A 22323-nucleotide genomic window follows, 5' to 3' on the forward strand; every position below is an offset into this window, starting at 1 on the left:
GAAGAGACAGCTCCCATCCCGCCCCCGCCGAAGAACGCATCCAACTGCTCCTCGGTGTGGAACACGGCGCGCGCCTCCGCGCACTCGGCGATCAGTCCCGGCAGCTGCCAGGGGCACCACGGGTGGGTGTCCGAGATGACCAGGTGGAGGCCCTCCTCCAGCGTGGCGTCCATCATGTCGTCGTCGACGGCGAGTCCGTCCTGGCCGAAGTAGTTCCGCAGGAACTGGTTCAACCGGGGGAAACGCAGGGCGAGTTCACGGGTGGTCAGAGGTGTTCCGAAGAGCGCTTCCCGGTCGAACGGCGCCTTCCAGCGCTCCACATACGCGGCCACCGCCCGGTAGACCTCGGGTGTGCGGGCCGCCGACTCGGCCCTCGGGAAGTTCGTGAGGGAGGGGTGTCCGCCGGCCGGGTCGTGCGCGAACAGGTCGGCTGCCAGGCGGAGTTGCGACGCGATCTCGTAAAGGTCCCGGCCGCCGTCCTCCCCCGCGTTCCACAGTCCCCGGATCACCGGGAACAGGTCCCGCCGCCACGCCTCGGCGTCGTCAGGGACGGGATTGCCGTAGTCCCTGTACTGGCTGAGCAGAGTTCGGGCGCCCTCGAGAGCGAAGTACTGCGCCAGCTCCCGGTCGTTCGCCGACATCGCCGACTCAACTCCTCACGTGACGGTCGTACCAGAAAGCCGTACGACGCAGAAAGCCGTACGCCAAGCCGCCGTACGACAAAGGGACCCGCCGCTGGTATGCGGCAGGTCCCAGCGTGGATCTGAACGTCAGCTGATCTTCGCGTAGCCGTAGTTGATGAGCTTCTTCACGTCCGCCGTGCGGTTGGTCGTGTTGGCGGCGGTCATGACCGCGCCGATCACCGACTCGCCGTTCTTCGTGGCGGCGAAGACGAGGCAGTACTTGGCCTCGGTGCCCGAGCCGGTCTTGATGCCGAGCGTGCCGTTCCAACCGAGCAGCGTGTTGGTGTTGGCCCAGGTCGTGCTCCGGGTGGAACCGGTCTTGGTGGTCGTCTTCGCCGTGTACGACTTGGCCTTCACGACGGTCTTGAACGTGGAGAGCTTCATCGCGCTGCGGGCGACCTTCGTCAGGTCGCGCGGCGTCGAGTAGTTCTTGCCGTTGCTGTTGCCGTCGAACGAGTCGAAGTGCGTGTTCGTCATGCCCAGGCTCTTGGCCGCGGTGTTCATCTTGGCGATGAAGCTCTTGGTGCGGGCCGAGACCGTCGAACCGGAGCCGTACTTGTCGGCCAGCGCCATCGCGGCGTCGCAGCCGGACGGCAGCATCATCCCGTACAGCAGCTGACGGACGGTGACCTTGTCGCCGACGATCAGGTGCGCGGACGAGGCGCCCTTGGAGACGATGTAGTCGCTGTACGCCTTCTTGATCGTGACCTTGCTGTCCAGGTTCAGGTTCGACTGGGAGAGCACGACCTTCGCGGTCATGATCTTCGTGGTGGAGGCCGTGAGCCGCTTCGTGTCGGCGGCCTTGGTGAAGAGGGTCGTCCCGGTGACGCTGTTCATCAGGAATCCGCCCTTGGCGGTGATGGTGGGCGTCGTAACGGCCTGCGCGGGTGCCGCGGTCAGGGCGCCGGTCGCGAGCACGGCTCCTGCGGTCACGGTGACCGCGGCGGCTCTGCGGAAACGGCTGCCCTTGATGCCGGTAATGGCAGTAATCAACTGAGGTACCCCGAATACGTTGAATGCCCCTGAGGAGCGGCCCAGTTGGAGGGGGGAAAGAAAGGGCCGCACGTGTGTGACACGTAAGTAGCACAGAAGGTTGTGCGGTTGCTGCGCCGGGTTCCCCGAATGTGTGAAACGCCCTGCGACGCCCGTACCGTCGCCAACGCGCTCAGCCCGCGCGCGTGATCGACCCGCGGCTCCCGAGCCAACCCCGAGTCGACGACCACCCGTACACCAGGAATCGTCAGCGAAGACTCCGCCACGGACGTCGCGAGCACCACCCGCCGCCGCGCCCCCGGCGACAGCACCGCGTCCTGTACGGCGGCAGGCGCCCGCCCGTGCACCTGGAGCACCTCGGCCCCGCCCAGGTCGCCCAACTGCCCGGCCACGCGCGCGATCTCGCCGACCCCGGGCAGAAAACACAGCACGTCCCCGTCCCGCTCGCCCAGCGCCCGCCGTACCGTCGACGCCACGTGCGTGAGCAGCGCCGGGTCCACGCGCATGCCGTGCGGAGGCCGTACGGGACGTACCGGAGGCGTCCAGACGACCTCCACCGGGTACGCGACACCCTCCGCCTCGATGACCGGTGCATCGCCCAACAGCCGGGCCCAGCCCTGCGCGTCGGTGGTCGCGGACGCGGCGACGAGCCGCAACTCGGGCCGCAGGGTCTCCCGTACGTCGACCAGGAAGGCGGCCACCGTGTCCGCGTCCAGGTGCCGTTCGTGGCACTCGTCCAGGATCACGGCGTCGATGCCCGTCAACTCCTGGTCGCGTTGCAGCCGTTGGAGCAGCACGCCGGTCGTGACGACCTCCACGCGTGCGTGCCGTCCGACGACCCGCTCGCCGCGCACGGTGTAGCCGATGCTCTCGCCGACCTTCTCGCCCAGCAGCCACGCCATGCGCCGGGCCGCCGCCCGTGCCGCGATCCGCCGCGGCTCGGCGACGACCACCCGCCGCGCGGGTCCCTCGTTCCCCTCGCCGAGCAGCCCGGCCAGCGCGAGCGGCACCAGCGTCGTCTTGCCGGTGCCGGGCGGCGCGACGAGTACCGCGGCACCGCCCGCCTCCAGAGCTGCGTCGAGTCCGGGCAGGGCGCTGCGGACGGGCAGCGCGTCGAGGGCGTCGTAGCGGATCACGCCCCCAGTGTCGTACGCCGTGTGAAACGACCTCTACGCGCGCGTGCCCGCGTTCCGTCAGCCCCTCAGCCCCTCAGCCAGCCCCTCAGTGGTTCTACTACTGGTCGCGTTCGCACACGTAGATCGTCGTCCCCGGGATCAGGTTGCCGCGCAGGGGCGACCAGCCGCCCCACTCGGCCGTGTTCCAGGACGGCCACTCCGGTTCGATCAGGTCCACCAGGCGCAGGTCCGCCGCCACGATGTCCCGGACGCGGTCGCCGAGGGTGCGGTGGTGTTCCACGTAGACCGCGCTGCCGTCGTCGGCCTGTTCGACGTACGGCGTGCGGTCGAAGTACGAGGCGGAGACCGTCAGTCCCTCCGGGCCCGGCTCGTCGGGGAACGCCCAGCGGATCGGGTGCGTGGTCGAGAAGACGAACCGGCCGCCGGGCCGCAGCACCCGGCGCACCTCGCGCAGTACCAGCACCGGGTCGGCGACGAACGGCAGCGCGCCGTACGCCGAGCAGGCCAGGTCGAAGGACTCGTCCGCGAAGGGCAGCGCGCCCGCGTCGGCGCACACCAGAGGGAACGATCCGCCGATCCGCAGCGCGTGCTGGAGCTGGCGGTGGGAGAGGTCCAGGGCGACCGGGCGGGCACCCTGGGCGGTCAGCCAGCGCGAGCACTGGGCCGCGCCGGCGCCGATCTCCAGGACGTCCTTGCCCTTCAGCTCCTCGGGCGGGCCGAGCAGTTCGGCCTCCACCTCGTCGAGGCCCTCGGGGCCCCACACGAAGCGGTCGTCACCGAGGAACGTGCCGTGTTCGACCTGGTAGTCGTCCGCGTTCCGGTCCCACCAGCCCCGGTTGGCCCGGGAACTCTCGGTGACGTCGGCGTCACGTCGGGTGGCTTCCGGCTCGAACGCATCGGGCTCTTGGATGATCGGCTCCCTCGTCGTACTCTTCCGTCACCTCTACGGTGCGGCTGTCCCCGGCGGCGTCACTGAAGGGGTGGTTCAGGCCTGCGTGGCCTCGCGGGACACGTTTTGTGCCGGGTATGCGGCGATCCGCCCCGGGTGTGCGCCTTCGCGCATTGACCCTGCCTGGCTGCCCCCGTATGCTACAAGTTGCGCTGCGGGCCTGCGCACCTCAGACGTAGCAGGTTGCGCTCGCATCTGTATGTATGACCCCTCGGTTTTCGAGGCGCCAACCGGACACCCTGGTGTTCTGGACCGGCGCTTCCTTGGCTGTCCGGCCTTCTGCAGAGCGAAGCGAAAAAGGCTCTCGGCGTGAGCAGTACCTACGACTTCAATGTCCGTACCGGAGCCCTTTCCCACATGACGAGCAGCACCGAGACCACCGCCACCACCCCGCAGGTAGCGGTCAACGACATCGGTAACGAGGAAGCCTTCCTCGCCGCGATCGACGAGACGATCAAGTACTTCAACGACGGCGACATCGTCGACGGCGTCATCGTGAAGGTCGACCGGGACGAGGTCCTGCTCGACATCGGTTACAAGACCGAAGGTGTCATCCCGAGCCGCGAGCTCTCGATCAAGCACGACGTCGACCCGAACGAGGTCGTCAAGGTCGGCGACGAGATCGAAGCCCTTGTTCTCCAGAAGGAGGACAAGGAAGGCCGCCTGATCCTCTCGAAGAAGCGCGCCCAGTACGAGCGCGCCTGGGGCACCATCGAGAAGATCAAGGAAGAGGACGGCATCGTCACCGGTACCGTCATCGAGGTCGTCAAGGGTGGACTCATCCTCGACATCGGCCTCCGTGGCTTCCTGCCGGCTTCTCTCGTCGAGATGCGCCGTGTCCGCGACCTCCAGCCCTACGTGGGCAAGGAGCTCGAGGCCAAGATCATCGAGCTGGACAAGAACCGCAACAACGTGGTCCTGTCCCGCCGTGCCTGGCTGGAGCAGACCCAGTCCGAGGTCCGCCAGACGTTCCTCACGACCCTCCAGAAGGGTCAGGTCCGCTCCGGCGTGGTTTCCTCGATCGTCAACTTCGGTGCCTTCGTGGACCTGGGTGGCGTCGACGGTCTGGTCCACGTCTCCGAGCTGTCCTGGAAGCACATCGACCACCCCTCCGAGGTTGTCGAGGTCGGCCAGGAAGTCACCGTCGAGGTCCTCGACGTGGACATGGACCGCGAGCGCGTCTCCCTGTCGCTGAAGGCGACCCAGGAAGACCCGTGGCAGCAGTTCGCCCGCACCCACCAGATCGGCCAGGTCGTGCCCGGAAAGGTCACGAAGCTGGTTCCGTTCGGTGCGTTCGTCCGCGTGGACGAGGGCATCGAGGGTCTGGTGCACATCTCCGAGCTGGCCGAGCGCCACGTGGAGATCCCGGAGCAGGTCGTCCAGGTCAACGACGAGATCTTCGTCAAGGTCATCGACATCGACCTCGAGCGCCGTCGCATCAGCCTCTCGCTGAAGCAGGCCAACGAGGCCTTCGGTGCCGACCCGGCCACGGTCGACTTCGACCCGACGCTGTACGGCATGGCCGCGTCGTACGACGACCAGGGCAACTACATCTACCCCGAGGGCTTCGACCCCGAGACCAACGACTGGCTCGAGGGCTTCGAATCCCAGCGCGAGGTGTGGGAGACCCAGTACGCCGAGGCGCAGCAGCGCTTCGAGCAGCACCAGGCACAGGTCATCAAGTCCCGCGAGGCCGACGCCCAGGCGGCGGCCGAGGGTGTCGACACGGCGGGTGCGGCTCCGGCCGCGGCCGGCGGTGGCGGCGGCGGCGGTTCGTACTCCTCCGAGGGTGCGGACACGTCCGGTGCGCTGGCGTCCGACGAGGCGCTTGCTGCCCTGCGTGAGAAGCTGGCCGGCGGCCAGAGCTGATCGCCTGCCGCTGAGGCTTAGCGGTTAGCTGAGGGGCCGTACCTTTCGAGGTGCGGCCCCTCAGTCGTGTGCGCGGACGGTTGTCATGCGGCTGTCGGTCCGTTGTGGCTGGTCGCGCAGTTCCTCGCGCCCCTTGGGGCGCGTTTCCTCGGGCTTGCAGAAACTTGTGGGATACATCAGTAACTGCCGTGCCGTAACTGGGCGTTGGGACCCTGCCTCGGTCATTCATGATCGGAGAAGGGGAGCCAGACAGTGGCAAGCAACCAGAGCCGACGTGCATTTCTGCGGAACGTGGGTCTCACCGGTGGTGCGGGCACGATGTTCGCCACGATGGGGGCCCTCGGGCTCGCCCCCACCGCGCAGGCCGCCCAGCGGGAACAGCCCTTCCGTGCCCTGAGCACCGGCGACTTCCACCTCACCGGACGCGGCGCGGCCAAGGTCGTCATCGTCGGTGGTGGCATCGCCGGACTGACCACTGCGTACGAACTGGGCAAGGCCGGCTACGACTGTACGATCCTGGAGGCCAGGGACCGTACCGGCGGCCGCAACTTCACCGTCCGCGGCGGCGACACGACGACCGACCTCTACGGCAACCGGCAGACCGCCCGTTTCGCCGACGGACACTACATGAACTGCGGTCCCGCGCGGATCCCGCAGTGGATGATCACCCTCGACTACTGCCGTGAACTCGGCGTCCCCATCGAGGTGTTCACCAACGTCAACGCGGACGCGTACATCTACAACGAGTCCACCGGCATGACCAAGCCCGAGCGCTACCGCACCGCCAAGGCCGATGTATACGGCTATGTCTCGGAGTTGCTCGCCAAGGCCACCGACAAGGGCGCCCTGGACAAGGAGTTGACCGCCACCGACCAGGAGCGGCTCGTCGAGTTCCTCAAGGACTGGGGCGAACTCGGGGACACGCTGGACTACAAGGGCGGTGACTTCCGCGGGTACTCGACCGTCCCGGCCGCCGCGGGCACTCCTGGCGTGCTGCTCGGGGACGTACCCACCGCCTCCGAGGTCTTCGCCAGCGGTGTCGGCCGCTACTTCTCCTTCGAGTTCGGCTTCGACCAGGCCATGTTGATGTTCCAGCCGGTCGGCGGCATGGACCAGATACCCAAGGCCCTCACCCGGGCGATCGGCGCGCACCGCATCCGCACCGGGGCGGCCGTCTCCAAAATCACCGACAAGGGGAGTGGCGTTTCGGTCACCTACACCCAGGGCGGCCGTACGAGGGTGATCGAGGCGGACTACTGCGTCGGCGCGCTGCCGCCCAACATCCTCGCCAAGATCCCGCACAACCTCGGCAGCGGAGTCCAGACCGCGCTGGAGGCGATCACCCCGTCGTCCGCCGCGAAGATCGGCCTGGAGTACAAGTCCCGTTGGTGGGAGCTGGATCACCGGATCTACGGCGGTATCACCGAGACCGACCAGGACGTCACCCACATCTGGCACCCTTCGTACGGCTTCCACGGTGAGCGGGGCGTCCTCATCGGGTACTACAACTACGACGACAACGCGGACTCCTACGCGAAGCTCACCCCCAAGGGGCGGGAAGAGCGGGCGGTGGCCGCGGGCGTGAAGATCTACGGGGAGAAGTACCGCAGCGAACTGGCGTCGTCCTTCTCCCACCACTGGCGTCAGACGCCCCACCTGGAGGCCGCGTGGCACGACACCCCGGGTGGTCCCGACGACGTCCGCTACAAGCCGCTCAACGACCCCACCGGACGCGTCTACTTCGCCGGCGACTGGCTCAGCTACACCGACGCCTGGCAGCACGGCGCGTTCTCCTCCGCCCGCAAGGCCGTGACCGCACTCCACGCGCGCGTGCTGTCCTCGTGACGTGGACACTCTCCCGGTGACACAGGGGAGTGGCGCATGAAAAGCCAGTAAGAGGTGCCTGATCAGGGGCATGGGCGGGAATGCCCATGCCCTGGAGGGCGTTGTGCAGTACGAACACGAGGAGGAGCGGTCACTGTGCTTGATCCGCAGGGTTTGTACGCATGGGAGCCGAAGGGCCTGGCAGTCGTCGACATGGCGCTCGCACAGGAGTCGGCCGGTCTTGTCATGCTCTACCACTTCGACGGATACATCGACGCGGGCGAGACGGGCGATCAGATCGTCGAACGTCTGCTCGACACGTTGCCCCACCAGCTCGTGGCCAGCTTCGACCACGACCGGCTCGTCGACTACCGCGCCCGACGCCCGCTGCTCACCTTCAAGCGGGACCGCTGGACCGAGTACGAGGAGCCCACACTCGACGTACGACTGGTCCAGGACGCCACCGGAGCCCCCTTCCTGCTGCTCTCCGGCCCCGAGCCGGACGTGGAGTGGGAGCGCTTCGCCGCGGCCGTCCAGCAGATCGTGGAGCGGCTCGGCGTCCGGCTGTCCGTGAACTTCCACGGCATCCCCATGGGTGTCCCGCACACCCGCCCCGTGGGCGTCACCCCGCACGGCAACCGCAACGACCTCGTCCCGGGGCACCGCAGCCCCTTCGACGAGGCGCAGGTCCCCGGCAGCGCCGAGGCGCTCGTCGAGTACCGCCTCATGGAGGCCGGTCACGACGTCCTGGGCGTCGCCGCGCACGTCCCGCACTACATCGCCCGCTCCCCGTACCCGGACGCGGCCCTGACCGTCCTGGAGGCCATCACGGCGGGCACCGGACTGGTCCTCCCGGGCATCGCGCACTCCCTGCGCACCGAGGCCCACCGCACCCAGACCGAGATCGACCGCCAGATCCAGGAGGGCGACGAGGAGCTCGTGGCGCTCGTCCAGGGCCTGGAGCACCAGTACGACGCCGCCGCGGGCGCCGAGAGCCGCGGCAACATGCTCGCCGAGCCGGTCGAGATTCCGTCGGCGGACGAGATCGGGCAGGAGTTCGAGCGCTTCCTGGCGGAGCGCGAGGGCGACAACTAGCACCAGGGCGGCAACCTGGCGGTTGCCACCGGTCACCGAGTGCCCTGTCAGTGACAGGCCGTAGGCTTCGGTCCATGCTGAAGGTCGGCCTCACCGGGGGCATCGGTGCCGGTAAGAGTGAAGTGTCGCGGCTGCTCGTGGGGTACGGCGCCGTGCTCATCGACGCCGACCGCATCGCGCGCGAGGTCGTCGCGCCCGGAACTCCCGGGCTGGCGGCGGTCGTCGAGGCCTTCGGGGAGGACGTGCTCGGCGAGGACGGTGCCCTGGACCGGCCGAAGCTGGGCTCCATCGTCTTCGCCGACCCCGAGAAGCTGGCCGTCCTCAACGAGATCGTGCACCCCCTGGTCGGCAGACGCTCCCGCGAGCTCGAAACGGCCGCGTCCGACGACGCCGTAGTGGTCCACGACGTCCCTCTCCTGGCCGAGAACGCCCTCACCGCGCTGTACGACCTGGTGATCGTCGTCGACGCGAGCCCCGAGACCCAGCTCGACCGGCTGGTCCGGCTGCGGGGGATGACCGAGGACGACGCACGCGCGCGTATGGCCGCCCAGGCGACGCGCGAGAAGCGGCTGGCCGTCGCGGACATCGTCATCGACAACGACGTACCCCTGGAAACGCTGGAGCGGCGCGTACGGGACGTATGGGCCGAACTCGTGCGCAGGGCCCACGTGCCCCAGCAGCCACCCCAGGAATAGCGTCCCTTTCTCCGGGCGTTGAAACGTCCGAGTGAGGGAAGGAATTCGCCGTGCCCGAGAACAGCGGAACGACCGGACGTACTCCGGAGACGCATGTCATCGACTTCCGCGCCGCCGAGCAGCTGCTCGCCGCGCGGGACCCGCGGGGCGCGGTGAAGCTGCTCGACCGCGTCATCGACGCGCACCCGGAGAACACGGCCGCGCGCCTGCTGCGCGCGCGTGCCTTCTTCGCGGCCGCGCAACTGCGCCCAGCCGAGCTGGAGTTCACCATCGTCCTGGAGCGCGAGCCGGACAACGCCTTCGCGCACTTCGCGCTCGCCCGCACCTACGAGCGGCAGGGCCGAGCCGACCAGGCCAAACGCCATTTCCGGCTGGCCGCCGCGCTCGATCCCAACCCGGAGTACGTGAAGGCGGCCCGCTTCGACGGGTAGGCGCACCGCCGCGGATCATGCCCCTGGACGTCAGGGGTGGCGGTGTTCCGGCGGTCGGTACGGCGGGACGTCCGGGCCCGGCTGGTAGTGCGGGCCCTGGCGCATGTGTCTGAGGATCATGGCCATGTCGATCGTGACGACCAGCCACAGCACCGCGCAGGCCGCCGCCCACCCGGGGCGGCCGGCGAGCGCGAACGCGACCGTGCCGAAGATCGTCCAGACCAGCCCCCACACGCTCAGCCAGAAACGCGTCCGCAGCGGACTGCGCGCGGTCGTCGGCTCACTGCCTGTACGCATCAGGATCACTACTCCTCCTTGCAACGTACTCTTCGGCTCGGACGTTCTCCACAGGGCTCTACAGGGGGCTCCACAGGGCTCCACAGGGAGGGGGAAGCGCACCGTGCTGCCGGACGCCGACGAACTGCCCGAGGTCCTGCTCGACCTCGCCGTACCCCATGAGGACATCAACGAACTGGTGCGACTGCGCCGGGTGTTGACGCGGGACACCGACGCGACGCGGCTCCTGGAGGAGTGCGTCGGCGAGTTGGTGAAGGACATCGGACAGCACGGCCACTGGACCCGGCTCACCGAGCTGCTGCTGGCCCGGCTGCCCGAGGCCCCGCCGGAGGTGGGCGCCTACTTCCCCGTGTACGTCTTCGTCGCCGCGCTGCCCTCCACGCGCGCGTACCACCGCGAACGCGGCATCCCCGAAGACGTCTCCCGGCGCACCCTCGCCGACCTGGGACGCAACATCGCGGTGCACCACAGACGGTTCGGCGGGGGAGGACTGCCGTTCCCGCAGTGGCTCGTCCCGCACTTCCGCGGCGAGCTGTACCAGCTGGGGCGGCTACAGTTCGAGCGGTCGCGGCTCGGCGAGCACACGGCGCGGGCACTCAGGGCGGCCGGGCTGGACGCGGAGCCGGGGACGCCCTGCCTGAACCTGCACATCCCCGACTACTCCGGGCCGCTCACCCCGGCCGCGTGCGACCGCTCGCTGGAGCTGGCCCGCGCGTTCTTCGCCCGGCACTTCCCCGAGGAGCGCCATGAGGTCGCGATCTGCCACTCCTGGCTGCTCGACCCGCAGTTGAAGCGGTACCTCTCCGCCGACTCCAACATCGTCCGCTTCCAGGAACGGTTCCGAGTGATCCGCGAGGACACGGAGCCGGCCGACACCGAGCCCGTCCAGTTCGTCTTCGGCCATCCAGACCAGGCGGTGGAGAGTCTGCCGCGGCGGACGTCCGTGGAGCGGGCCGTCGGGGACCATCTGCGGGCGGGCGGGCACTGGTACCTCGGGCACGGGTGGTTTCCGCTCTAATCCCTGGCTTCGGCTTCGACCTCCAATCTGATCCCCGGACTCGGCTCCGACCTCCAAAAGGTGCCAACGGTTGCCCGCCTGAAGGGAATTGACTCGTACGGGTGAATCAGTGCGAGTCGGGAACGGACGTGCGGACGCGGTCCGTTGGACGGGCATGCGAATCGAAATGCGTGAGGGGTACGAGGGGACAGGACCCGGGGCGATCACTCCGGACGGCTGTGCGGTCGAGCTGTACTCGCGGCTGTCGATCGGCCAGGAGCCGGACATCATCGCCGCGGCTGTGCCGGCGGGCGCGCGCATCCTGGAGCTGGGCAGCGGGGTGGGACGCATGACCCACCCCCTCCTGGAGCGCGGGTTCAAGGTCACGGCGGTCGACGAATCCGCCGAGATGCTGGAGCGCGTCCAGGGGGCACGCACGATATGCAGCCCGGTCGAACACCTCGATCTGGGCGAGACGTTCGACGTGGTGATGCTCGCGTCGTTCCTGGTGCACGCCGGGGACATCGAGGTGCGGCGCGGACTGCTGCGGACCTGCGTACGGCATGTCGCGCCGGGCGGCTGCGTGCTGATCCAGCGGGAGGGCGAGGACTACCACACGAACCTGCCGCGCGAGCGGATCGACCCCAGTGGCTTCACCGTGCGGATGGTGTCGGCGGAGCCGGTCGGGGACGGGGTCGACTCGGTGCACGCGGAGTATGTGTTCCCGGACGCGGTCTGGACCCAGACGTTCCTGTCCCGGCCGTTGACGAAGGACCAGTTCGAGGAGGCGCTGGCGGAGGCGGGACTGAGAGTCGACAGCTATCTGACGCCGGACCGGATATGGGTGAGGGCGGTGGCGACGACAGCGGAGGAAGAGGGAGTAGCAGCGGCAGCGGATTAGCGGAGGAAATCGCGGGCGGCGGCGATGAGTTCGAGGACGAGGGCCGGTCTATCCCTGTGACAGCAACACGGACCGCTTACCAGCGCTCCCACCGCTTCCCACAGGAGAACCTCATGTCCGAGACCGCCGCTTCCGCCGCCTCCCGCACCGTCGTCGCCGAGTCCGCGACCACCCGCGGTCGCCGAGCCCGGATCGCGCTGCGTGCCCTCCAGGTGCTGATCGCGCTGTTCTACGCCGTCGCGAGCTCGCTGCCCAAGCTGATCGCGAACCCGTCGGCCGTGGACTCCTTCGACAGGATCGGCTGGGGCAGCGGGGCCATGTACACCATCGGCGCGCTCGAACTGGCCGGTGCCGTCGCGCTGTTGGTCCCGCTGCTTCAGTCCGTGGCGGCGACGGCGCTCAGTGCGTTGATGGTGGGTGCGTTCGTCGTGCAGATGACCGTGTTCCACGGTGAGAACGCGGCGACACCGCTCATCCTGATCATCCCGCTGGCCCTGATCGCCTGGGCACGGCGGGGGCAGAACGCGGAGTTGCTGCGAGTGGTACGACGCCGTGCGTGATCCGTGCGGTACGGCCGGCTACGGCTGAGTACGGCGTGACGGTGGCATCCGGTGGGCCGAGGGGCCCGGGCCGGATGTCACCTTCGCGGGTCGCGGCGCGTGCCGCGGCGTGAGTCGCGACGGGTGTCCCGGTCCCTGGAGGTGTCGGGCGTGGTGGCGGGGCCGGCGTCGGCGTCCGTACCGGGGAGGCCGCGCAGGCGTTCCAGGTCGCGGCGGTCGCGTTTGGTGGGGCGGCCGGTGCCGCGGTCACGGATGCCGGCCGGGGCGACGGCCTCGCGGGGCGGAGGCGGCGGGGAGTTGTCCACGTAGCACTGGACGGCGACCGGCGGCCCGACCCGTTTGCGGATGACCTGCTTCACGATGACGACGCGCTCGTGGCCCTCGCGACGGAGACGCACCTCGTCGCCGACGTGGACGGAGTGGGCGGGCTTCACCCGCTCGCCGTTGACACGGACGTGGCCGCCCTTGCAGGCGGCGGCGCCCATGGAGCGGGTCTTGACCAGACGGACGGACCAGATCCAGCTGTCGACGCGGACACTCGCACCGTTCGAGGGGCCGGCGGCCTTGGCGGCGGCCACGGCGTCGCCGTCGGGCGCGGGCGCGGCCGCAGCGGTTCCGTCGTTGCTGCCGGTTTCGTCCACTCCCTCGGAAGCCATGTCTCGACCTTAGTGCCCCCAGTCGGCCGACCCCGGCGGATTTCGGCCGACGACCTGACCCCGGACGCCGTCCACGGTCCCCGGCCGGCACTCCGCCGGCCCACCCCGGATGCACCCCCGCGCCGCACCGCAGAGGCTGTTTCCCGAGGCCGTAGAGGCCGTAGAGGTGTGGTCGTAGGGGCCGCGGTCGGAGTGGAGACGAGGGGGCGGACGTGGACATGGCAGCAAAGGTCGACGCCCTGATGGACGGGCTGCGGGCCGACCTCGTGCGGCTTGCCGCGATTCCCTCCGTGGCCTTTCCCGGGTTTCCGGGTGAGCCGGTGCGGGAGGCGCACGATCTGCTCGTCGGGCTGTTGCGCGAGGCCGGTGTCGAGCACATCGAGCGGATCGATCTGCCCGGCACCGCTCCGGTGATCTTCGCGGAGATTCCGCCGCCCGGTCCCGACGCCCCGACCGTTCTCCTCTACTCGCACTACGACGTCCAGCCGCCCGGCGACGAGACGTTGTGGCACTCGCCGCCCTTCGAACCGACGCCCGTGGAGGGCGGGTTGCGGGCGCGCGGTATCGCGGACGACAAGTCGAACGTGATCGCGCACCTCGGGATGCTGCGCGCGTACGAGGGATGGCCGCCGGTCGGCGTGAAGATCGTGTTCGAGGGACAGGAGGAGTACGGCAGCCCCTTCGGCACCTACCCGCCGACCGATGCCGACCGCTTCGCCTGCGACGCCATGGTCATCGCCGACCCCGGCAACCCGCGCCCCGGCACCCCGACCCTGACCACCGGACTGCGCGGGGCGGCCGAGGTGGTCGTAGAAGTGCGCACCCTCGAAGAGCCGCGTCACAGTGGGGAGTTCGGCGGTGCCGCGCCCGACGCGCTGCTCGTGCTGCTGAAGGCGATCGCCACTCTGCACGACGTGCACGGTGATGTGGCCGTGGAGGGGCTGCGACGGGAGGAGTGGGCCGGGACGGCGTACACGGAGGAGGAGTTCCGCGAGCTGGCGGGAGTGCGCGACGGGGTTCCGCTCATCGGGAGCGGGAGCCTCGGTGAGCGGCTCTGGAGTGGGCCGGCGATCACCGTCGTCGGGCTGGACGCGCCGCGCGTCGATCACGCGGCCTCGGCGGTCGTTCCGTATGCCCGCGCCAAGCTCAACCTCCGTTTCCATCCGCGCCAGGACCCGCGCGAGGCGCAGGCGAGGCTTGTCGAGCACCTCGGCTCGCTCACGCCCTTCGGTGTCCCGCTCACCGTCGTCGCCGGCGACACCGGGCCCGGTTACGAGGCCGCGACCGGCGGCCCCGCCTACCGCGCCGCCCTCGCCGCGATCGAGGAGGCGTGGGGCGCCGAGCCGTCGTACGTCGCGACCGGGGGTTCGATCCCGCTGGTCAACGGGCTCGCGCGGGCCGCGCCGGACGCCGAGGTGCTGCTGTTCGGTGCGCAGGACAGCATGTGCAATCTGCACGCGCCCAACGAACGGGTGCTGTTCTCGGAGCTGCAGAACACGGTCGTGGCGATGTGCGGGTTCGTCGAGCGATACGCGGCCGACGTCCGGGGCCGGGGCGGAGCGGCGGCCGTATGAGTACCACCGACAGCCGGCGGACCACCGAACAGCCGCCGCACAAGCCGAAGTTCACCTTCCCCAGCGCGTTGACCGTCCTCGCGGTCGTCACGATCGCCGTGTGGCTGCTCGCGTTCCTCGTCCCGTCCGGGCAGTACGACCGCAACGCCTCGGGCGCCCCGATCCAGGGCACCTACCACCGCGTCGACTCCGGCCAGAGCTTCGTCGACCGCCTCAACGACCTCTTCCTCGCGCCCGTCAACGGCCTCTACGGCGTCCAGGACGAGAAGACCGGCCAGGTCGGCCCGGATCTGGCCGGCGAACTGTACGGCAGCGCGGGCGTGTTCCTGTTCGTGCTCGCCATCGGGGCGTTCATCACCGTGGTGTTCGCGACCGGCGCCCTCGACCGGGGCATCGGCCGCCTCGCCCACCGGCTGCGCGAGCGCGGCGCGCTGCTCATCGCCGGGATCATGATGGTCTTCTCGGTCCTCGGCACGGTCGAGGGCTTCGCCGAGGAGACCCTCGGTTTCTACGGCCTGATCGTGCCGCTGATGCTGGCACTCGGCTACGACCGGATGGTCGCCGTCGGCACGATCATCCTCGGCGCCGGGATCGGCGTGCTCTGCTCGACGGTGAACCCCTTCGCGACCGGCGTCGCCTCCTCCGCCGCGGACATCTCGCTCGGCGACGGCATCGTGCTGCGGTTCGTCATGTGGGTGGTGCTGACGGCGGTGACGGTGGCGTACGTCATCCGGTACGCGCGCCGCGTGCGGCGGAACCCCGAGCGGTCGATCACCGGGTTCCTGCCCGGCGACCGGGACAGCAACCAGTCGGACGTCCCGGAATCCGCCGAAGAACCCCGACTCACCGGGCTCCACAAGGCGGTTCTGATCACGATGGGCCTGGTCTTCGCCTTCATGATCTTCTCGGTGGTGCCGTGGGCGAGCGCGCTCACCGGCGACGCGGACGCGAGACCGTACGGCTTCGAACTCGGCTGGTCCTTCCCGCAGTTGGCGGCGCTCTTCCTGTGCGCGGCCGTGCTGATCGGGCTGGTGGCGCGGATGGGCGAGCAGAGGCTCAGCTCGATGATCATCAAAGGCGCCGCCGACTTCATCTCACCGGCGCTGGTGATCGTGCTGGCGCGCGGGGTCACCGTCATCATGAACAACACGAAGATCACGGACACGGTGCTGCACTCCATCGAGGGCATCGTGAAGGGCACCTCCTCCGGCGTCTTCGCGATCATCGTCTTCGTCGTGAACCTGCCGCTGGCCTTCCTGATCCCGTCCACCTCCGGCCACGCGACCCTCGCCATGCCGATCCTCGCCCCGCTCGCCGACTTCGCCGGGGTCTCCCGCGCGGTCGTCGTCACCGCCTGGCAGGCCGCCAGCGGCTGGATGAACCTCTGGGTGCCGACGACCGCCGTCACCATCGGCGGGGTGGCGCTGGCGAAGGTCGGCTACGACAAGTACCTGCGGTTCGTCTGGCCGTTGCTGGCGCTGCTGTTCCTGATGATCTGCGGGTTCGTGGCGTTCGGCGCGATCCTCACCTGAACCGTCGTGATCCTCACCTGAGCCCGCACGGTGCGGGGCACATACCGTGGCGGCATGAACCTGTCCGACCTCGACCACCGGATCACCGGCTGTCGGGCCTGCCCCCGCCTGGTCGCCTGGCGCGAGGAGGTCGCCCGCACCAGACGCGCCGCCTTCGCCGACTGGACGTACTGGGGCCGCCCGGTACCCGGCTTCGGCCCCGCCGACGCGTCCCTCCTGATCATCGGCCTCGCCCCGGCCGCGCACGGCGCCAACCGCACCGGCCGCATGTTCACCGGCGACCGCTCCGGAGACGTCCTGTACGAGGCTCTGTACGACTTGGGCCTCGCCTCGCAGCCGACCGCCGTGAGCGCCGACGACGGCCTGGAGCTGTACGGCGTGCGTATCACCTCACCGGTGCGCTGCGCCCCGCCCGCCAACAAGCCCACCCCCGAGGAGCGGGACACCTGCCGGTCCTGGCTCGTCGAGGAACTCACCCTGATGCGGCCGACGTTGAGGGCCGTCGTCGTACTCGGCGCCTTCGGCTGGCAGGCGGCGCTGCCCGCGTTCGCGGCGGCGGGGTGGCAAGTGCCGCGCCCACGGCCCGCGTTCGGACACGGGGCACAGGTCTCCCTCGGCGGCCTCGACCTCTTCGGCTGCTTCCACGTCAGCCAGCGCAACACCTTCACCGGGAAACTCACCCCCGCGATGCTGCGGGACGTCCTGCGCACGGCGGCCGGGACGGCGGGGCTGCCGACCACGCCGTAGCGAGGTTAGGGTCGGCGGATGGGCCTGTATCCGGAGATCGAACCGTACGACCACGGCATGCTCGACGTCGGTGACGGCAACCGCGTCTACTGGGAGACCTGCGGAAACCCGCGCGGCAAGCCCGCGGTCGTGCTGCACGGGGGCCCGGGCTCGGGGTGTTCCCCTTTCCCCCGGCGGTACTTCGACCCCGCCGTCTACCGGATCGTGCTGCTCGACCAGCGCGGGTGCGGACGTTCCACACCGCACGCGAGCGCGTACGACACCGACATGAGCGTGAACACGACCGCCCACCTCATCGCCGATCTGGAGCTGCTGCGGCGGCACTTGGGGATCGAGCGGTGGCTGGTGTGGGGCGCGTCGTGGGGGTCGGTGCTCGGGCTGCGGTACGCGCAGACGCATCCCGGAGTGGTGTCGGAGCTGGTGCTGACCTGTGTCGCCACCGGGTCCGATCCCGAAGTCGCCTTGCTCACCAGGGGACTTGGGAAGCTCTTCCCGGAGGCGTTCGAGGCCTTCGTCTCCGAACTCCCCGTCGCGGAGCGCGAAGGGAACCTCGCCGCCGCCTACAACCGGCTCATCGAATCGCCCGACCGGGCGGTGCGGGAGCGCGCCGCCCGGGCCTGGACCGACTGGGAGACGGCGATCGTCCCCGCCCCGCCGCGCTCCGAAAAGCGGTACGAGGACCCGGAGTTCAGGATGTGCTTCGCGCGGACCGTCACCCACTACTTCGGCAACGACCACTTCCTGGGGGAGGGAAACGAGGAGGGCGTCGTGCTGCGGGACGCGCCCCTCCTCAAGGACATCCCCGGCACCCTCGTCCAGGGCAGCCTCGACCTCGGCAACCTCCTCGGGATCGTCTGGCGGCTCCAACACGCCTGGCCCGGCAGCGAGTTGGTGATCGTGGACGAGGCCGGGCACAACGCGGGCGCGCCCGGTGTCGCCGAGGCGCTGGTGGCGGCGACGGACAAGTACGCCCGCCACTGACCTCCGTGGCCCGGCGGTTCAGGCGATGCGGGCCGGTTGATCAGCCGACGCGCGCCGCCGCCACCGGCCGTGCCGTCACGTCGTAAGTCCCGCTGGTCTTCGACGAGTTGACGCTCCACCGGTACCGCGAGAACTCGCCCGTGGTGTCGGAGGCGTAGAACATCATGTGGCCGATGCCGACGCCCTGGAAGCTCTCGCCGGTGACGTTGCCGACCATGCGGGTGTCCGGGTACTTGGGGTAGTTGGTCAGGGCGTACACGCCGTGCGGGTCGGAGGTGCAGTCGACGATCTCGACGGCGTACTGCGTCTCGCCGGTGAAGTCGGCGGTGCCGCTGAAGACGCCCTTGACCTCGCGGACCATGACGATGTGGCCGGTGTTGTCGGGGTCGCTGCCGTTGTAGTCGACGGCGATGATGTCGCCGGGCCGGAGGTCGGCGACCTTGCGGACGCGCTGGAAGCGGGGGCCCGCGGTGCCGTTGAGGAAGGCCGTGCAGTAGTCGGCGGCCTCCGGGACCCTCTCCTGGAAGTACTGGAGGAAGTAGTCGTCGCTCGCCCAGCCGTAGGTGTGCTTGAGGACGCCGGTGACGAAGGACGCGCAGCGGGCGCGGGCCACCCAGCTCGCCGGGTCGTCGGGGAGGCCCCAAGTGAGCGTCGCCGCCGAGCCCTTGAGGTAGACGTTGTTCTCGCGGGCCGTACGGCCGCTGACGACGGCGATCTCGTCGGCGGTCAGGGCGCGGGCGTATGCCCGTACGTCGTCGATCGCGCCCTTGAACCGGTTGACGGGCGCGCCGTCGAAGCGGGCCCGGCCGATGGAGAAGCCGCCGGTCGCCGCCCAGGACAGGGTGGTCGCGGCGCTGCCCTGCGGCTGCCCGTCGACGTACAGGCGGATCTGCGTGCCGTCCCAGACGCCGGTCAGGTGGGTCCAGATGCTGAGAACGGCCGGTGACGTGGCGACGGCGGACACCTTGGTCGCCTGGTCCTCGCCGCGGACCTTGAAGGCCCAGGTGGAGACGGTGTTGTCGTACTGGAGGAGGAAGCGGCTGGTGGTGGTGCCGTCCTGGCTCACCGCCGTGTACATGGTCGCCGGGTCGGCGTCGCTCGCCAGGCGCACCCACGCCGAGACGGTGAAGGGGAGTGTCGTGTCCAGGACGGAGTCGGTGGCGGCGTACGCCCCGGACGTCCCGTCGAGACTCAGCTCGCCGCCCGCGCGCAGTGCCGTCCAGGTCGCGCCGGAGCCGGGCGTGACGGGGTGCTCGCGGCCGGAACGGTCCGCGCCGGAGCCGTCGAGCGGCCAGTGGCCCACCAGCCCGTTCACCAGATACCCGGCCGCCAACAGCCGCTGATAGCTCACCAGTTGCTCGGCCTGCGCCAGATGCGGTGTGCCGACCGGCGTGAACGGGGTGTCCAGTGCCACGTCCGCCACGGCCACCCCCGCTACCTGCGCCGCGCCGACGCCCACGAAGGCGGCGGCTCCGCCCAACAGGCCACGTCTGCTGACCATGCACTCTCCCCTTGACTACGGCTGTACGTCCCCGAACAGATGCCGGACCGTGGAACGGTAGTTGGTCCGCACGTGGGCCAGTGCGTGCGCGCGGGCGCGGTCCGGGTCGCCGGATGCGATCGCCTCGTACAACTCGCGGTGTTCCACGAGGAGTTGAGGCCACTCCTCGTTCCGTCGGGTCATCCAGCGCAGTCGGCCGGCGACCGGTTCCAGGGCGGCGGTCAGCAGCGTGTTGCCCGCCATCGTCACGATGCTGTCGTGCAGGCGGCTGTTGATGTCCGTGATCACCTCGGCGTCCCCCGCCTCGGTCGCGGCGGCCGCACGGTCGAGGAGTTCCTCCACCTCGGCCAGATCCTCCGGTGTCGCACGGGACGCGGCGAGCCCGGCCGCGTAGACCTCCAGGGCCTCCCGCAGTTCGAAGAGTTCCCGCACGTCGTTCGGGGTGAGAGGGCGTACGACCGTGCGGCGCGGGGTCTCGAAGTGGACGAACCCTTCGGCGACCAGCGCGCGGATCGCCTCGCGGACCGGCACCCGGGAGACGCCGAACCGCTCGGCGAGCTCGCGCTCGACCAGCCGGTCGCCCGGTCCGAGGCGCCCCGCGATGATCTCCTGGCGCAGGTTCGCCAGGACGCGTTCGCGGACCGCGCCCAGGGGTTCGATCTTCGTCATGGAGCTCATGGAGCAATCTTCTCCGACTCCGGGGGGCTTTTACCGAGCGTTAACAATCGTGACATCGGTCGGAATGCTTGACGGCGGGACCATGACCGCAGTTTGGTATACCAAACGGTCGCCGCCCTCCGTCCCTCTTGCCCTGGAGGCCCCGTGTCCCTCGCCCACAGTGCCGAAGCCACCGGCACACCAGCGTTCGTCCCCGACCCCCGGCTCACCAACGAAGACCTCGCACCCGCCGACAAGCGCAACTGGAAGGTCTTCGACCTCTTCGCCATGTGGATGTCCGACGTCCACAACCTCGGCAACTACACCTTCGCCGCCGGACTGCTGGTCCTCGGCATGAACGTCTGGCAGGTCTTCACCTCCCTGCTCGTCGGCTTCGTGCTCATCTACGTCGGCATGAACTGGATGGGGAAGATCGGGCAGGCGCACGGCGTCCCGTTCCCGGTCGTCAGCCGCATCAGCTTCGGGGTGTGGGGCGCGAACATCCCGGCCCTCATCCGGGCCGTGATCGCCATCATGTGGTACGGCATCCAGACCTACCTCGCCTCCGTCGCCGTCAACGTGATGCTGCTGGCCGCGTGGCCGGGCCTGGAGTCCTGGACTCACCACTCCTTCCTGGGACTTGACGCCCTGGGCTGGGTCTCCTTCGTGTCCCTCTGGCTGATCCAGGCGGTGATCATCAGTCAGGGCATGGAGTCCGTAAGGAAGTTCCAGGACTTCTGCGGCCCCGCGATCTGGCTGGTGATGATCGCGCTGGCGATCTGGGTGCTGGCCAAGGCCGGTTGGTCGATCTCGCTCACGTCCACCCCGCACCCGGTCTCGTTCGGCGAGCAGTGGCGGCAGTGGTTCGGCGCGATCGGGCTGATCCTCGCGACGTACGGCACGCTGATGCTCAACTTCTGCGACTTCTCCCGCTTCGCGCCGGACTACAAGACCGTCCGCCGAGGCAACTTCTGGGGCCTGCCCATCAACTCCACGGCGTTCGTGGTCGTTTCGGTGATCGTGACGGCCGGCTCGCTGGAGGTCTGGGGCCAAGCCATCACGGATCCGGCCGAGTTGGTCGCCAAGGTCGGCAACACCTGGGTGATGGTGCTCGGCGCGTTCACGTTCGCCGTCGCCACCATGGGCGTCAACATCGTCGCCAACTTCGTCTCACCGGCGTACGACCTGGCCAACGTCTGGCCGCAGAAGATCACCTTCAAGATCGGCGGCATGATCAGCACGGTGGCCGCGCTGGTGGTGACCCCGTGGAACCTCTTCTCCAACCCCACGGTCGTCAACTACTTCCTCGGCGGCCTCGGCGCCTTCCTGGGCCCGCTGTTCGGCGTGATCATGGTCGACTACTACTGGGTGAAGCGCGGCCGGGTCGACGTACAGGAACTCTTCGACGCGACCCCCGGCTCCCGCTACTACTACAAGAAGGGCGTCAACCCCAAGGCCCTGTGGGCGTTCCTGCCCTCGGCGGGCGTCGCGGCGGTGCTCGCACTCGTGAAGACGTTCAGCGACGTGGCCCCGTACTCCTGGTTCATCGGTACGGCACTGGGCGCGGGCCTGTACGTACTGATCTGCCGCACCGACCGAGCCGCCGCCGAGCCCGCTCCCGAGCCGGTGGAGGTCTGAGCGGAGTGCGCATCGTCGTCACCAACTGCAACACCACGCAGGAGATGACCGAGGAGATCGTACGAGGTGCCCGGGCCGCAGCAGGCCCGGGCACCACCGTGACCGGCCTGACCCCGGCGTGGGGCCCCGAGTCCGCGGAGGGCTGGCTCGACAGCTACCTCTCGGCGGCGGCCGTCATGGACCTGCTCCGGACGTACGAGGGTCCCGCGTACGACGCCGTCGTCATGGCCGGCTTCGGGGAGCACGGGCGTGAAGGCGTCCGGGAGTTGGTGGACGTACCGGTCGTCGACATCACCGAGGCGGCCGCCCACCTGGCCTGCCTGCTGGGCCGGCGCTACGGCGTCGTCACCACGCTGGAACGGTCCTGCGGCCAGATCGAGGACAGCCTGGAGCTGGCGGGCGTGGGCCGGAACTGCGCGGCGGTGGTGGGGACGGGGCTGAGCGTCCTCGACCTGGCGGGCGACGACGTTCGTACGGAGGCGGCGTTCCTCGCGGCTGCGGAACGGGTGGTCGCGGCCGGGGCCGAGGTGTTGGTGCTGGGGTGTGCCGGGATGACGGGGTTGCAGCGGGCAGTGGGGGAGAAGCTGGGGCTGCCGGTGGTGGACGG

General features: G+C 69.5%; 21 protein-coding genes and 1 pseudogene. 14 read left to right on the plus strand and 8 right to left on the minus strand.

Annotated features, from left to right (window positions below; all coding sequences use genetic code 11):
* From ACNFOC_RS29680 to ACNFOC_RS29695, 4 genes and pseudogenes are all read right to left on the minus strand, one after another.
* Positions 1-641: hypothetical protein (locus ACNFOC_RS29680; RefSeq protein WP_416962145.1), on the minus strand; the 641-nt coding region annotated here is incomplete at its 3' end.
* A 129-nt stretch (positions 642-770) separates the two neighbouring features.
* Positions 771-1676 (minus strand): D-alanyl-D-alanine carboxypeptidase family protein, encoded by a 906-nt coding sequence (locus tag ACNFOC_RS29685; RefSeq protein ID WP_416962146.1) that lies wholly within the window; start codon positions 1674-1676, stop codon positions 771-773.
* Positions 1677-1792: 116 nt separating this feature from the next.
* Positions 1793-2812 (minus strand): annotated as a pseudogene (locus ACNFOC_RS29690) (DEAD/DEAH box helicase); the annotation flags it as partial.
* Positions 2813-2909: 97 nt separating this feature from the next.
* Positions 2910-3725: a class I SAM-dependent methyltransferase gene (locus ACNFOC_RS29695; protein WP_416962160.1), complete on the minus strand. Its 816-nt coding sequence runs from the start codon at positions 3723-3725 to the stop codon at positions 2910-2912.
* 393 nt (positions 3726-4118) lie between these two features.
* Between ACNFOC_RS29695 and rpsA the strand changes: the two genes are divergently transcribed.
* The 5 genes from rpsA (at position 4119) to ACNFOC_RS29720 (ending at position 9675) form a co-directional block, all read left to right on the plus strand.
* On the plus strand, positions 4119-5630 hold the full coding sequence (gene rpsA, locus ACNFOC_RS29700) for a 30S ribosomal protein S1 (RefSeq protein ID WP_019065294.1): 1512 nt from the start codon (positions 4119-4121) through the stop codon (positions 5628-5630).
* 318 nt (positions 5631-5948) lie between these two features.
* Positions 5949-7475, plus strand: coding sequence for a flavin monoamine oxidase family protein (locus tag ACNFOC_RS29705; protein ID WP_416962161.1), 1527 nt, complete (start codon positions 5949-5951; stop codon positions 7473-7475).
* Between the two features lie 135 nt (positions 7476-7610).
* Positions 7611-8549 (plus strand): PAC2 family protein, encoded by a 939-nt coding sequence (locus ACNFOC_RS29710; RefSeq protein WP_329555502.1) that lies wholly within the window; start codon positions 7611-7613, stop codon positions 8547-8549.
* 74 nt (positions 8550-8623) lie between these two features.
* Positions 8624-9244: a dephospho-CoA kinase gene (coaE, locus tag ACNFOC_RS29715; RefSeq protein ID WP_416962147.1), complete on the plus strand. Its 621-nt coding sequence runs from the start codon at positions 8624-8626 to the stop codon at positions 9242-9244.
* 50 nt (positions 9245-9294) lie between these two features.
* Entirely contained in the window at positions 9295-9675 is a 381-nt protein-coding gene (locus ACNFOC_RS29720; RefSeq protein ID WP_406127881.1) for a tetratricopeptide repeat protein, read from the plus strand.
* Positions 9676-9705: 30 nt separating this feature from the next.
* Here ACNFOC_RS29720 and ACNFOC_RS29725 read toward each other — a convergent pair whose 3' ends face one another.
* The gene (locus ACNFOC_RS29725; protein WP_416962148.1) at positions 9706-9972 is read right to left on the minus strand and encodes a DUF6343 family protein; all 267 of its coding nucleotides are present in this window, start codon (positions 9970-9972) and stop codon (positions 9706-9708) included.
* Between the two features lie 103 nt (positions 9973-10075).
* On the opposite strand from ACNFOC_RS29725, the gene ACNFOC_RS29730 reads away from it, so the two are divergent.
* From ACNFOC_RS29730 to ACNFOC_RS29740, 3 genes are all read left to right on the plus strand, one after another.
* The gene (locus tag ACNFOC_RS29730; RefSeq protein WP_416962149.1) at positions 10076-10990 is read left to right on the plus strand and encodes an acyltransferase domain-containing protein; all 915 of its coding nucleotides are present in this window, start codon (positions 10076-10078) and stop codon (positions 10988-10990) included.
* Between the two features lie 154 nt (positions 10991-11144).
* A complete protein-coding gene (locus tag ACNFOC_RS29735; protein WP_416962150.1) occupies positions 11145-11870 on the plus strand; it encodes a class I SAM-dependent methyltransferase in 726 nt (241 codons plus the stop codon).
* Between the two features lie 113 nt (positions 11871-11983).
* Positions 11984-12430 carry a DoxX family protein gene (locus tag ACNFOC_RS29740; protein WP_416962151.1) on the plus strand — a complete coding sequence of 149 codons (447 nt, stop codon included), beginning with the start codon at positions 11984-11986 and terminating at the stop codon, positions 12428-12430.
* A gap of 77 nt (positions 12431-12507) precedes the next feature.
* Here ACNFOC_RS29740 and hslR read toward each other — a convergent pair whose 3' ends face one another.
* Positions 12508-13086: an Hsp15 family ribosome-associated heat shock protein gene (gene hslR / locus ACNFOC_RS29745; RefSeq protein WP_416962152.1), complete on the minus strand. Its 579-nt coding sequence runs from the start codon at positions 13084-13086 to the stop codon at positions 12508-12510.
* Between the two features lie 218 nt (positions 13087-13304).
* Between hslR and ACNFOC_RS29750 the strand changes: the two genes are divergently transcribed.
* The 4 genes from ACNFOC_RS29750 to pip are packed head-to-tail and all read left to right on the plus strand — an operon-like array spanning position 13305 to position 17920.
* A complete protein-coding gene (locus tag ACNFOC_RS29750; protein WP_416962162.1) occupies positions 13305-14660 on the plus strand; it encodes a M20/M25/M40 family metallo-hydrolase in 1356 nt (451 codons plus the stop codon).
* On the plus strand, positions 14657-16192 hold the full coding sequence (locus ACNFOC_RS29755) for a YfcC family protein (protein ID WP_416962153.1): 1536 nt from the start codon (positions 14657-14659) through the stop codon (positions 16190-16192). Before ACNFOC_RS29750 ends, ACNFOC_RS29755 begins: the two co-directional genes overlap by 4 nt.
* 54 nt (positions 16193-16246) lie before the next feature.
* Entirely contained in the window at positions 16247-16939 is a 693-nt protein-coding gene (locus ACNFOC_RS29760) for a uracil-DNA glycosylase (protein WP_416962154.1), read from the plus strand.
* Between the two features lie 18 nt (positions 16940-16957).
* Complete coding sequence (gene pip, locus ACNFOC_RS29765; RefSeq protein ID WP_416962155.1) at positions 16958-17920, plus strand: prolyl aminopeptidase; 963 nt, start codon at positions 16958-16960, stop codon at positions 17918-17920.
* Positions 17921-17960: 40 nt separating this feature from the next.
* Here pip and ACNFOC_RS29770 read toward each other — a convergent pair whose 3' ends face one another.
* A complete protein-coding gene (locus ACNFOC_RS29770; RefSeq protein WP_416962156.1) occupies positions 17961-19421 on the minus strand; it encodes a LamG domain-containing protein in 1461 nt (486 codons plus the stop codon).
* Between the two features lie 15 nt (positions 19422-19436).
* Complete coding sequence (locus ACNFOC_RS29775; RefSeq protein WP_416962157.1) at positions 19437-20099, minus strand: GntR family transcriptional regulator; 663 nt, start codon at positions 20097-20099, stop codon at positions 19437-19439.
* A gap of 144 nt (positions 20100-20243) precedes the next feature.
* Between ACNFOC_RS29775 and ACNFOC_RS29780 the strand changes: the two genes are divergently transcribed.
* Positions 20244-21716, plus strand: a complete 1473-nt coding sequence (locus tag ACNFOC_RS29780; RefSeq protein WP_416962158.1) for an NCS1 family nucleobase:cation symporter-1 — start codon at positions 20244-20246, stop codon at positions 21714-21716.
* Positions 21717-21721: 5 nt separating this feature from the next.
* A partial coding sequence (locus ACNFOC_RS29785; protein WP_416962159.1) for an aspartate/glutamate racemase family protein occupies positions 21722-22323 on the plus strand: 602 nt, incomplete at its 3' end.

Origin of the sequence: Streptomyces colwelliae, assembly GCF_048158785.1 — a bacterium.
Taxonomy (GTDB): domain Bacteria; phylum Actinomycetota; class Actinomycetes; order Streptomycetales; family Streptomycetaceae; genus Streptomyces.

Excerpts from the sequence above, each read along its gene's own strand:
- rpsA (WP_019065294.1), top strand. The coding sequence starts at position 4,119 with ATGACGAGCAGCACCGAGACCACCGCCACCACCCCGCAGGTAGCGGTC.
- ACNFOC_RS29705 (WP_416962161.1), top strand. The coding sequence starts at position 5,949 with ATGTTCGCCACGATGGGGGCCCTCGGGCTCGCCCCCACCGCGCAGGCC.
- coaE (WP_416962147.1), top strand. The coding sequence starts at position 8,624 with ATGCTGAAGGTCGGCCTCACCGGGGGCATCGGTGCCGGTAAGAGTGAA.
- ACNFOC_RS29725 (WP_416962148.1), bottom strand. The coding sequence starts at position 9,972 with ATGCGTACAGGCAGTGAGCCGACGACCGCGCGCAGTCCGCTGCGGACG.
- ACNFOC_RS29735 (WP_416962150.1), top strand. The coding sequence starts at position 11,145 with ATGCGAATCGAAATGCGTGAGGGGTACGAGGGGACAGGACCCGGGGCG.
- ACNFOC_RS29740 (WP_416962151.1), top strand. The coding sequence starts at position 11,984 with ATGTCCGAGACCGCCGCTTCCGCCGCCTCCCGCACCGTCGTCGCCGAG.
- hslR (WP_416962152.1), bottom strand. The coding sequence starts at position 13,086 with ATGGCTTCCGAGGGAGTGGACGAAACCGGCAGCAACGACGGAACCGCT.
- ACNFOC_RS29750 (WP_416962162.1), top strand. The coding sequence starts at position 13,305 with ATGGCAGCAAAGGTCGACGCCCTGATGGACGGGCTGCGGGCCGACCTC.
- ACNFOC_RS29755 (WP_416962153.1), top strand. The coding sequence starts at position 14,657 with ATGAGTACCACCGACAGCCGGCGGACCACCGAACAGCCGCCGCACAAG.
- ACNFOC_RS29760 (WP_416962154.1), top strand. The coding sequence starts at position 16,247 with ATGAACCTGTCCGACCTCGACCACCGGATCACCGGCTGTCGGGCCTGC.
- pip (WP_416962155.1), top strand. The coding sequence starts at position 16,958 with ATGGGCCTGTATCCGGAGATCGAACCGTACGACCACGGCATGCTCGAC.
- ACNFOC_RS29770 (WP_416962156.1), bottom strand. The coding sequence starts at position 19,421 with ATGGTCAGCAGACGTGGCCTGTTGGGCGGAGCCGCCGCCTTCGTGGGC.
- ACNFOC_RS29775 (WP_416962157.1), bottom strand. The coding sequence starts at position 20,099 with ATGAGCTCCATGACGAAGATCGAACCCCTGGGCGCGGTCCGCGAACGC.